The organism is Arsenicibacter rosenii, from assembly GCF_001870735.1.
Classification (GTDB): domain Bacteria; phylum Bacteroidota; class Bacteroidia; order Cytophagales; family Spirosomataceae; genus Arsenicibacter; species Arsenicibacter rosenii.
This window is the reverse complement of sequence record NZ_MORL01000012.1, coordinates 69740-81639: the sequence shown is the minus strand read 5'-3', so window position 1 is coordinate 81639 and position 11900 is coordinate 69740. Positions and strand designations below refer to the sequence as shown.

Below are 11900 nucleotides of genomic sequence, written 5' to 3'. Positions count from 1 at the left end.
ATAAATACGTTTTGCGCAATAGTCTGCAACCCCTGTTCCGGCGTATTACCTCTATTCTAACTCCTTGACTCTTCGCTCCGATGCGCGCCTTTTTCCGGATTTTTCTGCTGATTATCGTCTTGCTGCTGCTTGTCTGCGGTGGCACGTTTTTATACCGTAGCCGTGACCGGCAGCCGGGCTACAGCCTTAACCTTGATATAAAACCGGCGGCCCCCAAAAACGTAAAAGTTGGGTTTGCCGCCCTGAAAATAACACCCGTACTGCCCGATACCTGGACCGATAAAAACAATGATGCCAAATATTCGGAGGAAGACGGCGACACCTATCAGGACCGGAACAACAACGGTAAATTTGACGCGTTCTGGCTGGCCGGTTTTCATAGCCAACGACCCGCCAACGGTATCCACGACGATCTCTGGGTACGGGCAGTCGTGATCGATGACGGGCAAACACGGCTGGCCATTGCTGCAGTGGATGTACTGGGGCTCTCCCACAACAACGTTGTCGACATCCGGAAAGCACTGCCGGCAGAGGCAGGCATTACCTACAGCATCGTTTGCAGTACGCATAACCACGAAGCGCCGGACATGCTCGGTATGTGGGGCGAAAGTATGTTCAAAACCGGGGTCAATGCCGACTATCAGGCCTTTATTGAGCAGCAGGTGGTGAAGGCGGTTACGGAGGCCGCCAATGGCCTGCAACCGGCCCGGCTGCGTTTTGTACAGGACCTGACCGGCGCCGACACGCTGATCAAAGATACCCGTAAGCCGGTGGTTAAGGATGCCGGGCTGTATATGATGCAGGCGCTGGCGGCCGATAAAGACAGTACACTGGGCTCGCTGGTTGTCTGGGGCAACCATCCCGAAACCCTCTGGAGCAAAAACCTCGACATCACCTCCGACTTCCCGCACTATGTCCGGACTTACCTGGAAAAAGACCTTGGCGGCACCGTCGTCTATGCGTCCGGCTGTGTCGGCGGGCTCATGACGACCCATCCCAGTCAGCCCGTACAGGACCCGCGGACTGGTAAGCAGATTCTGGAACCTTCCTTTGAAAAAGCCGATGCAGAAGGCAGGCAGTTGGCCAATCTAGCCCTGAACGCGCTGAAAACCGATACCACCAAAGCTGTTTCAACCATCAATATCCGGTTACTGGCCCACACGTTTGAACTGCCGCTCGACAACAACATGTTTAAACTTGGCGTTGCCCTCGGCCTGCTGAAATTCGGGTACAGCAGTTGGGGTAATCTACGGACAGAAATGGCTGGTTTCACGATCAATTCGGCGGCCGGGCCACTGGCCAGTTTCCTGACCATTCCGGGTGAGCTTTATCCGGAAATTGCCAACGGCGGCGTGCAACAGCCCGAAGGAGGTGATTTCGGCATCGCGCCAGTAGAAACGCCTCCGCTGCGAAACCTGATGCAGGGTCGCTATAAATTTGTTCTGGGGCTGGCCAATGATGAGCTGGGTTATATTGTCCCGAAAAGTCAGTGGGATACCGAATCACCGTTTACGTACGGGCTTCAGAAGTCGCCTTATGGAGAGGTTAACTCAGTCGGGCCGGAGACCGCTCCCCGTATTCATCACGAGGCGGTTAGTTTGTTGAAAAGGCTGTAGATCATAAAAACTCCCCGAGCGTTTTAACCTTTCGGGGAGCGAATGAGACGCAAGATGTTGCCTGTCGAAAATGAGACGCAAGATGTTGCGTCTCTACGAGAGGTCTTCTGAAATAAATTTGCGCAGGGCCTGATGCGGGCGAAGGCCGTTTTTGGTACCGTTGCCGTTCACCGTAAAAGCCCGTTCAGGCGAGGCGGATTTAGCGCGGCTCGCCAGGTTCGCCGTCGAAAAATAGCTGGCCTTTACCTGTTGCCATTCTTCGTCGGACATAGCTCCCCGGGCGGCCTCTCCTTTCACATAGCCGTCGTTGAAGCTATTAATCCGGCTATCGGTCTGACTGATGCGGGTTTCGGCTACCAGGTCGCGCAGTTCGGCCTGTAACCTGTGCTGTTTGGCTTTCAACTCATCGAGCGATGGCAACAGTACAAGTTCATGCTCCAGCACCGATTTGCGGGTTAGCTGAGCGGCTAGTTCCTGCTCAGCCGGAATCAGTTCCCTGTTCAGCCGCTTCATCCGCCGGCGTAGCTTCCAGAACCGCAAATCTGCCTGTAACCAGCGGAACCAGTAGGCCGACAAGACCGGTAAGGCAATGCCCAGACAGACGGCCCCCGCCAGCGCGAACAAGATCCCGCTCAGCACAAATGACAACAACGCCCACGGGCTGTTGACCAGCACCATATTAAGCGCTTCCGACTCCTGTAATTGCTTTTCTATTTTGCTCATCACGGCCGGGCTCAACTCCTGCACGGCACCCGTGGCATCTACCGGTGCCCCCGTAATCTGTAGCTGCCGTACCGATTTATTAATCGCCGCCTTTAGCTGATCGGTCCGGTAAGCTTCGTACCGGAACCAACCCAGCACGGCCAGGGTCAGGATCGAGAAAACGGCCAGCGCCAGCTTGAATTTTTCGTATTTCGAGCGATTTTTTTCAGGCTCCTCCTGATACGGTTTTTCAATGAGCCGGTCATAGGCCGGTTTGAGCAGGATCGACACCATGGCCAGACCTACCGCAAATGCCCAGGCTTCATTGGTATCACGAATGTTAAGGGCATACGCCACAATTTCGTGCGAAATGATCAGGTCACCCGCCACAAAGGCAATACCGGCAACCAGGAACAATAATCCGCCCAGTAAGGAGTAGTCGGGCGATGCTTTATCGCGGCGCGCCTGCAGGCGTTCACGCTCATCGTCAATCGCCTTCCGGTCGTTGTTCAGCCGTTCCGTGCGGGCCGACTGCACGCTGAGTTTCAGGAGATGGTCCTGCAACTGACTATAGGTTGTTTTATGGTTTTCCGTCGCTTCGGCCAGCGTTTGTTCTACTTTCTGTAGTTCGTCACGGGTATAGCGGGTCTGCTCAGTCAGCCATTCGTAATTGACCTGACTCGACAGATAGCCTTCAAAATTGCTCCGGTCGACCCCTTCAACACCACTGGTATAGCCATGTTGAAAGTCCTGATTTTGTGTTGGTTCCATCTGATAATGCGATTATGCCCGGCACCTCCGCCCCTATTGCCCGTCGAGAATTTCTTTTTGCTGCTTCTCGGTCAGGCGGGATCTTAACTGCCGCGCCAGATTAAACTCACTGATAAACAGACTAACAAGCATATCCCGCCTTGCGTTCAACCGGTCGAGACTGGCTTCGGCCCGGTTCAGGTCAGGCAGGATCTGCCACTTCTGCGCCCGGATATAGTCGATCTCCCGTTTCAACAGCTGGATGTCTGCCTCCCAGGCCCCGAGTTTTGCCAGTTTGTCTTTTACCAGTGTCTGGTTAGCCGCGTAGGTACGCAGGTCACGATGCAGAACGGTCAGTGTGCCTAAGAGTAGTTTTCCGGCCAGTAAAAACAGGAAGAAAATAAAGACGAATAACGCCACGGCATTCAGCACCGGCTGGGTTTGCAGGGCTTGTACGAGCACAAAAAACGAAGCGGCTAACGGCAAACCCACCTCTTCCAGCAGACGACGGGGCGTTACGGGTGCGGAGGTCTCGTGTAAAAACGAAGTCCGGCTGAACAGGTTAAACATACCCGCCAGAAACACACCGATGGAAATCAGCGCGCTGTTACGCGGAAAGGCAGGCAGCAGGGTATCGGCAATCAGAAAGTAGTTGCCCACACACATTACCACCGAAAGGGCGAGGCCGGCCAGCGTCCGGGGTAGATGATGCTCGGCAGGTTGCCGGTTTTCGAGTCCCGCATGCTTGTGTTCCAGTTCGCCGATCAGGTTTTCTTTTTGCTCAATAAACAGGTTGAGTTCCCCGATCTGCTCGTTATAGCGCTCCACCGTACGTTCCAGATCAGCGGTGCGGTGGGCAAAATAATGCTTGATTAACGCTACCTTTTCGTCGGCACGGGCTTCCGATAACCCGAATAGTACGGCCTCGTCGCGCAGCAGGTCCTCATCTTCAAGCCAGGCCGGCACCGTATCGGCTACGACCGGCAGACCGGCAGACAGCATCGCCGGCTCCCGATTGTCTGAAAATGGCAACGGCACGGGCCTGACGGTGTTAGCCATCGGGGCGGGTTCTGCCACAACAGCTACCGGTATGTCTGTTTGTTGTTTACCTTTTGGTCGAAACAAATTCCTGAATCGTTCAGTCAATGTCATCGTATCGTATCGGCTACCTATCCGATTTGCTCTTTATGTATAACGCCAAAAAGCAGGCTAAATTACCTGACAGCCAGCCCGTAAGCGGCTTTTCAGTATGGCGGGCGCTGCTTTTTTGGTCTTAAATATGAAAAAATCCTGCCAATATCGGGCCAAAAAACGCGCTCTACAGGCTAAAAACACGTTTCAGCGAATGCCAGAGTGCCCGTTTCAGGTTCTGGTCGGCCTCTACCGTCGGCAATGAGTCGGCCATTAAAAACGAAATACCCTCAAAGCGAACCGGCTGATAGCGATCCATCATAATGTCAAGCCCGATCCGGCGGAACGGTACCCCGAACGTAATGAAGTGATGAATGTATTTCCCCCGCAATACATCGGCAAAATCAATATGCCCGATCCGGTGCAGATTCATGAGTTCTACCCCATCCAGATTGAGGTTTACCGCTTTCAGAATTTTCTCCAGAAACAACAGGTCGCTGGCTGTCAGCTCTTCATCGGCCAGAATCAATACTTTCTGATTGATGACAGCGGGGGCAGGTTGTGCCACCGGCGGTTGGGGTACCGGCGCGGCATCCGGCGCTTTGACAATAACCGGCGTTGGCTGCACCCGTACAACCGGTGTTGGCATCGGTACCGGTTCAGGTGCTGCGTCAGGGACGGTAACCGGCCGGACAGAAACCGGCTCAGGTGTAATCACGTCCATCACAACCGGAGCCGCAATGGTCACCGGTTCAACGACCGTTACCGGCTCAGACAGCTCAGGTTGTACCATGCCGGCCACCGGTTCGGTCGCCGCCGGAATCGCGCCTTTGTATTCCGGATTTATGCCCGAAAACATGCGCTCATCCAGCCGGAACAGCTGATCGCCCTGATAGAGTGTCTGATAAAAATGCTTTACTGACATAAGTTACTGAGCGAATTAGTGAATGTGCGATTGAGTAAATAAGCCATTGAAATACAGCTTTTTGCCCTCTGGCTAAATCTAATCAAATTCTGCTTACTTAATTGATTTACGAGGTATGATTGGCTCTCGATCACGAATCACTTACTTTTCAATTCGTACCACTTCACGTCTTTCAACGGCATCCGTCGCCCGTCGAATGTTTTTTGCTCCGGTCCATAATATTTGACCAGATAATCAAGCACTTTAGGCTCGGATTCACCTAAGTCCCAGAGTTTCTGGGTGCGCTGCATCCAGCGTATTTTTTCTTTCCAGCCATCCCGCGTAAAGCGGTTCTGGATAATTAGTTTCGGTGAATGACAGGACGTACAGTGTGCTTTTACCAGCATCAGCTGCCCGTCTATGGCCAGCCCGGTTTCCGGATCTTTTTTCACGGAATCGGCCACGGCCATCTCCGGGACGACCATTGTATCAACGCGTTTTTTTTCAGCCGGTTGCACAAAGGCAGCAAGCCCAATGGCAGCTCCGAGGGTTAGTAGAAGTGCATGCAGTTTTCTCATAACATTTATACGAGTTTAACGGCAATCCGGTGACAGGCATTGTTACAGTAGCCTTCGGGGTTCCACTGCGGCATGACCATAGGCTGAGCGACTCCGGCATCGTCAACGGCCCGCGCCCATATTTCGTAATAGCCTTTCTGCGGCAACCGGATTTCGGTCGACCACTGTTGCCACGCCAGCCGGTTTTTCGGCGCTTTCAGGCTTGTTTTCTGCCACGTTGCCCCGAAATCAACCGAGACCTGGACTTCACGTACAGCCCGGTCACCGGCCCACGCATGTCCGCGCAAACTAATTGCCTGACCGACCGGCACCGTTGCCCCGGTTTTCGGAAACGTAATCAGCGACTTCACCGGCATCGACTCAATGATTTTGAACTCGCTTTCCGGCGGATCGTAGCCCGGCTCAACGGGATTGATGGGTACCTTATAACTCTTGCCCGTCATTTTCGTTCCATCGTGCACCTTATTCCGGACCGAGATTGTGTGCAGCCACTTGCCCGACACTGAGGCCGGCCAACCGCCGATAACGAGCCGCAGCGGATAGCCATGCGCCATCGGGATATCCTGCCCGTTCATGGCCCAGGCAATCAGGGTTTCGTCTTCCAGGGCCTTCCGCATAGGAACTCCGCGCGAAATCGGCGATTGTTTCGGATCAAGGCTCAGGTGCAGATCGCGGCCATAATAGCCGATATAAACAGCGTCGTCTTTCAGGCCCACATCCGCCAGTATATCTTTTAGGCGGACACCCGTCCACTCAGCGCAGCTCACTGCTCCGTCGGCCCACTGGTTACCGGCCGTTTTCGGGTAATAATTCGCCCGTCCGTTACCGGCACATTCGAGTACCAGCTGGTAGGTATAGGGTTTAAATTTCTTCTTCAGATCGGCCAGACTATAGGTCTTCGGCGCCTTCACCGACTCGCCGTTGATGGTCAGTGTCCAGTTGGCGGCATCGACGCTTTCCGGCATCAGCCCGTTGTTACGGATAAACATTTTGTCGGCCGGCGTCACGGCATCGTCCAGCAAATGCGGCACAGCCTCCACGTTCCACGGCTTATTGTTGAGCACCAGCATGTCCTTATGCTTGGCAGGCATCGGGTCTGGTTCCGTACCAAACACCACAGGCAGGTAATTGGCAGGCATCCGGTCGGCAAACACAATGTCCGTACCGAGCAGGGTCGTCATGGTGGCCAGGGCTGAACGTTGCAAAAAGCCCCGGCGGTCGAAAAGATGGTTCATTTTTTTATTCAGGGTTATTTATTGGGTTACTGTTGGGTTCTGAGTTAGTAGTGGTGGCATGCCACTTGCACAATTCACTCTTTCACCGCAGCGGCGGGCCGCTCTTTCACCGCGCGACGGCCGCTCTTTCTCTCTTCCGCTCTTTAATTCCCAAAGATAACGCCGTTAACAGAAAGATAACGCATGCGGGTTGCGATCCAATCCATATATTGTGGGCTGAAAACGGGCCGTACGGCCGCTCATCCGACAAACAACCCTGTTCATGGTAACCCAACCTGTTCAATCTCCTGCTTTTCTGAGGAATCCGACGGCCTTTATGCTCTTTGGCACTGTGGCAGCGTTTTGCACCTACGCCTGCATGTATGCGTTCCGCAAAGGCATCACCGCCGTTACGTTCGAAGGCATGGCATTTGCAGGCGTTAGTTATAAAATCTGGCTGATTACGGCCCAGATCCTCGGTTATGCTTCGTCAAAAGGTCTGGGAATCAAAATTGTATCGGAGATGTCGCCGGCCAAACGGGCCATGAACCTGTTGCTGTTTGTCGGTATCGCCCTGCTGGCGCTGCTTGGGTTTGCGCTGGTGCCTGCTCCCTACAATATTCCGTTTCTGTACCTCAACGGCCTGCCTCTCGGCATGGTTTACGGTGTCGTATTAGGCTTTCTGGAAGGCCGCAAGCAGACCGATGCGCTGGTGGCGGGCCTGACGGCGTCGTTCATCTTTGCCTCCGGCTTTGTGAAAACCGTCGCGCTGACCATCAAAACCAGCTGGGGCGTTACCGAGTTCTGGCTCCCGTTCGTGACAGGTTCGCTGTTTGTACTGCCGATGCTGATTTCGGTATATGCGCTTACCTTGTTGCCACCACCTACCGACGAAGATAAGGCCCTCCGCACCGAACGACGCCCGATGACAAGTGACGAACGGCGGACCTTTATCCGGACCTTCCGGCCGGGACTGGTGATGCTCATTATTTCGTACGTCTTTCTGACCGCCTTCCGCGATTTCCGCGATAATTTCGGGCCGGAGATTCTGGCCGGCGCAACGAGTGACGGCGGCCCGCTAAGCCCGGCGATTTTCGCCAAAACCGAAACGATGGTCGCCGTCGGTGTGCTGATTCTGATGGCGGGTCTGCAACGGGTAAAAGACAATTTCCAGGCATTTACGCTGGTCAACGGCATGATCCTGGCGGGTGGGCTGCTGGTAGGCATCAGTACCTGGATTTACCAGAGCGGCTATCTGTCGGCGGGGAACTGGTTTCTGCTGACGGGCCTTGGGCTATATATGGCCTATGTGCCCTGCAACGGCTTATACTTTGAGCGGATGGTGGCAACGTTCCGCTACGTCAGCACGGTGGGTTTTCTGGTTACGCTGGCCGACTGGTACGGCTACCTAGGCAGTGTCGGGGTATCGTTGTACAAAAATTTCGGGCAGGCCAACATCAGCTTCCACGACTTTTTCCTGTACGGTGCCTACGTCCTGGCCGCGTTTTATACCCTTATGGTGGTGGGATCGTATGTGTATTTCCGGGGCAAATACGAGGCGTTTCAAAAAGCCTGATCGGCTCCGCGCTCCCGATCTAAAAAAGTGGTGGCACGACTCTGAGTCGTGCCACCACTATGCATCAATGGCCCATTGCATTGCCGGAAATGGGCGACCACACGGGGGCAACCGCACATAAATTGCATTGATTAAAATGGGCGACCACACGGGGTCGCCCGCACATAAATTGCATTGATTAAAAAGGGCGACCACACGGGGTCGCCCGTACATAATTCGAATCAATGTTTATTAATGCGCTTCCAGCCAGTTGTCGCCGGTACCGATGCCGGTTTCCATTTTGACGGCCATAGGGATAGCGTTGCGCATGATATGGTCGACGTTTTCGCGCAGCATATCCAGTTCAGAACGGTGAGCGTCAAAGACCAATTCATCGTGCACCGTCAGGATCATCTTTGATTTCAGGTGGTTGGCCTGCATGAAGTCGTGGATCTGAATCATGGCAATCTTCAGCATATCGGCCGCACTTCCCTGAATCGGGGCGTTGATGGCGTTGCGCTCCGCAAACTGCCGGTCGGTCTGATTGCGGGAGTTGATGTCGCGCAGGTACCGGCGGCGACCCAGAATCGTTTCCGCATAGCCACAGTTCCGCGCCTTTTCGATGGTTTCGTCCATGTACCCTTTTACAGCGGCAAACTGCGCGAAGTAATCGTCGATAATCCGGGCGGCTTCTTTCCGCGGAATTTTCAGACGCTGCGACAAGCCGAAGGCCGAAATGCCGTAAATAATCCCGAAGTTGATGGTTTTGGCTTTCCGGCGCATGTCGCCCGTTACCTCGGCAATCGGTACGCCAAACACCTTACTGGCCGTACTCGTATGAATGTCAATGCCGTTATTAAACGCGTCGAGCATGGTCGGGTCACCACTGAAGGCAGCCATAATCCGCAACTCAATCTGCGAGTAATCGGCCGACATGATCACAAATTCGTCCGAACGCGGCACAAATGCCTTGCGGATCTCCTTACCCCGCGGCGTCCGGATCGGAATGTTCTGCAAATTCGGGTTGGTCGAGCTTAAGCGTCCCGTTGCTGCCACCGCCTGATTAAACGACGTATGAATCCGGCCATCCCGCTTACTGATCAGCAACGGCAAGGCATCCACATATGTATTTTTCAGTTTCACCAGCTCGCGGTAATCCAGAATCTTGCGGGCAATTTCGTGTTCTTCTTCCAGTTTGGAGAGGATCTCTTCACCGGTCGCATACTGGCCTGTCCGCGTTTTTTTGGCGTTTTTGTCGAGCTTCAGGCGCTCAAACAGGATTTCGCCCAACTGCTTCGGTGACCCGATGTTGAACTCACTGCCTGCAATCGTATAAATCTCCTGCTGCACCTGCCGGATATCAACATCCAGTGTCGCCGACAGATCGGCCAGCGCCTTCTGATCGACGCGGACACCTTCCAGCTCGATGTCGGCCAGCACATTTACCAGCGGCATTTCGACCTGCTCAAATAGTTTGTTCAGGCTGTCTTTTTCGAGCAGCGGCGCAAAGGTCTCCTTAAGCTGCAGCGTAATATCGGCATCTTCGGCCGCGTATTCCACCACCTTCTGCATCTCCACATCGCGCATGGTCAGCTGCTTCGGTCCTTTTTTACCAATCAGTTCCTCAATCGACACCGGCTGGTAGTTCAGGTACGTCATGGCCATGATGTCCATGTTGTGGCGTTGCTCCGGCTCAATCAGGTAGTGCGCGAGCATGGTATCGAAGAGTTTGCCCTGTACTTCAACACCGTATTTTTTCAGCATCAGTATGTCGTATTTGAGGTTCTGCCCGATTTTCCGGATAGCCGGATTTTCGAACACACCTTTGAATACATCGACAATCGCCTGTGCTTCGTCTTTGTCGGCCGGTACCGGAACGTAGAAGGCCTCGCCCTTCCGGTATGCAAACGACAAGCCCACCAGATCGGCCTCGACCGGGTCGACCGACGTGGTTTCCGAATCAAAGCAGAACGATTCCTGAAGGCTCAGGTAATAGGCCAGATCCTGCCGGAGTTCAGGCGTATCGACCAGCCGGTAATCATGGCGGACGGTATGGATGGTTTGCCGGCTGTCTGACAATTCAGGCGTCTCCGTTTCGTAAGGTACATCCAGAAAAGCAGGCTGTTCTCCCTCATTGGCCACCTCGGTTACTACCTGATCCGGCGTAGCCGACGCACCCGATGCGACCGGCACCCGCACCGGCTGATCAGTTGTATCGCTGTCACCGAAGTCGAACGGCAGGTCCTGCGTACCGGACGGTGTAGGGGCCACCTGTGCAAAGAGGTCCATCTGCCCCGCCGGAGCCGCTTTCGCAGACGGTTTCGCCGGTGTTGCCGCTTTGGCCGCCGGAGCCGCCTCATAGTCGGCACCCAGCAACCGGCCCTTTAACTGCCGGAACTCCAGTTCGTCCATTAACGCCGACAAACGTGGCTTGTCATATTCTTTGAGTTGAAGCGCTTCCGGATCAAACGGAATCGGCACGTCGAGGTGAATCGTTGCCAGTTGTTTCGACAGCAAGCCCTGCTGCGCAAAATTGACGACATTCTCCTTTTGCTTTCCTTTCAGCTTATCAGCACCGGCAATCAGGTTTTCAATCGTTCCGAACTCGGCTATCAGTTTCTGCGCCGTTTTTTCGCCTATGCCCGGAATTCCCGGAATGTTGTCGACCGCATCGCCCATCAACCCCAGAATATCAATCACCTGATCGACCCGTTCGATCTGCCAGCGGTCCAGAATTTCGGTCACGCCCAGCTTTTCGGCCGGTTTACCCATAAACGCCGGTTTGTAGATAAACACACAGTCGTTGACCAGCTGCCCATAGTCTTTGTCGGGCGTCATCATATAGGTTTCAAACTCACCGGTCGCACAAGCTTTTTGTGAGAGCGTCCCGATGATATCGTCGGCCTCATATCCATCCAGCCACAACAGCGGGATGTTCATCGCTTCGACGATCTGCTTGATATACGGAATCGCGACGGTAATGTCTTCCGGCTGTGACTGCCGGTTGGCTTTGTACTGCTCAAACTGTTCATGCCGGAACGTTTTTTTCGACGTATCGAAGGCCACGCCGATATGGGTAGGCTTCTCTTTGGTCAGTACTTCCAGCAGGGAGTTCATAAAACCAAAGATACAGCTGGTATTCAGGCCACGGGTGGTAATACGCGGGCTTTTATTGAATGCAAAATGTGCCCGGTATATGAGGGCCATCGCATCGAGGAGAAATAATTTCCGGTTCATAAATATCTGACAGGCAGCAGCTTTATTGGCAGAAGCAGGGTATCTTTTTGGGCAGGATTACAGGATTTATCGATTCCTGATTGCATTCCATCCTGTTCATCCCATACTCCTGTCTACACTAAAAAAATCCTGATTCCAGCGGCAAAACAACCGAAAACCGGGCAAAAAACAAGCGGTTGCCAGGTCCATAGCCTAACAACCGCAAGAAAACGT

The 11900-nt window shown here is 53.9% G+C and carries 8 protein-coding genes; 2 read left to right on the top strand and 6 right to left on the bottom strand.

Translation table 11 applies throughout. The features are described 5' to 3' along the window. The first annotated feature begins 80 nt into the window (after window positions 1–80). On the top strand, window positions 81–1616 hold the full coding sequence (locus BLX24_RS19745; protein WP_071504921.1) for a hypothetical protein: 1536 nt from the start codon (window positions 81–83) through the stop codon (window positions 1614–1616). A 93-nt stretch (window positions 1617–1709) separates the two neighbouring features. Here the strand turns inward: BLX24_RS19745 and BLX24_RS19740 are convergent, their stop codons facing one another. From BLX24_RS19740 to BLX24_RS19720, 5 genes are all read right to left on the bottom strand, one after another. Next, window positions 1710–3089, bottom strand: a complete 1380-nt coding sequence (locus BLX24_RS19740; protein WP_071504920.1) for a hypothetical protein — start codon at window positions 3087–3089, stop codon at window positions 1710–1712. A gap of 33 nt (window positions 3090–3122) precedes the next feature. Continuing rightward, the gene (locus BLX24_RS19735; RefSeq protein WP_229201854.1) at window positions 3123–4193 is read right to left on the bottom strand and encodes a hypothetical protein; all 1071 of its coding nucleotides are present in this window, start codon (window positions 4191–4193) and stop codon (window positions 3123–3125) included. 193 nt (window positions 4194–4386) lie between these two features. Next, on the bottom strand, window positions 4387–5124 hold the full coding sequence (locus tag BLX24_RS19730; protein WP_071504918.1) for a hypothetical protein: 738 nt from the start codon (window positions 5122–5124) through the stop codon (window positions 4387–4389). Between the two features lie 137 nt (window positions 5125–5261). Continuing rightward, window positions 5262–5681: a hypothetical protein gene (locus BLX24_RS19725; protein WP_071504917.1), complete on the bottom strand. Its 420-nt coding sequence runs from the start codon at window positions 5679–5681 to the stop codon at window positions 5262–5264. A gap of 5 nt (window positions 5682–5686) precedes the next feature. After that, window positions 5687–6916: a sulfite oxidase gene (locus BLX24_RS19720; RefSeq protein ID WP_071504916.1), complete on the bottom strand. Its 1230-nt coding sequence runs from the start codon at window positions 6914–6916 to the stop codon at window positions 5687–5689. A gap of 262 nt (window positions 6917–7178) precedes the next feature. Here BLX24_RS19720 and BLX24_RS19715 point away from each other — a divergent pair, with 262 nt between their 5' ends. Then, window positions 7179–8471, top strand: coding sequence for a DUF5690 family protein (locus BLX24_RS19715; RefSeq protein WP_071504915.1), 1293 nt, complete (start codon window positions 7179–7181; stop codon window positions 8469–8471). A gap of 231 nt (window positions 8472–8702) precedes the next feature. Here BLX24_RS19715 and polA read toward each other — a convergent pair whose 3' ends face one another. Further along, window positions 8703–11687: a DNA polymerase I gene (gene polA, locus BLX24_RS19710; RefSeq protein WP_071504914.1), complete on the bottom strand. Its 2985-nt coding sequence runs from the start codon at window positions 11685–11687 to the stop codon at window positions 8703–8705. Window positions 11688–11900 lie beyond the last annotated feature (213 nt).

What these genes read in the sequence shown, in the direction of transcription:
- BLX24_RS19745 (WP_071504921.1), top strand. Translation starts at nt 81, where the DNA reads ATGCGCGCCTTTTTCCGGATTTTTCTGCTGATTATCGTCTTGCTGCTG.
- BLX24_RS19740 (WP_071504920.1), bottom strand. Translation starts at nt 3,089, where the DNA reads ATGGAACCAACACAAAATCAGGACTTTCAACATGGCTATACCAGTGGT.
- BLX24_RS19730 (WP_071504918.1), bottom strand. Translation starts at nt 5,124, where the DNA reads ATGTCAGTAAAGCATTTTTATCAGACACTCTATCAGGGCGATCAGCTG.
- BLX24_RS19725 (WP_071504917.1), bottom strand. Translation starts at nt 5,681, where the DNA reads ATGAGAAAACTGCATGCACTTCTACTAACCCTCGGAGCTGCCATTGGG.
- BLX24_RS19720 (WP_071504916.1), bottom strand. Translation starts at nt 6,916, where the DNA reads ATGAACCATCTTTTCGACCGCCGGGGCTTTTTGCAACGTTCAGCCCTG.
- BLX24_RS19715 (WP_071504915.1), top strand. Translation starts at nt 7,179, where the DNA reads ATGGTAACCCAACCTGTTCAATCTCCTGCTTTTCTGAGGAATCCGACG.
- polA (WP_071504914.1), bottom strand. Translation starts at nt 11,687, where the DNA reads ATGAACCGGAAATTATTTCTCCTCGATGCGATGGCCCTCATATACCGG.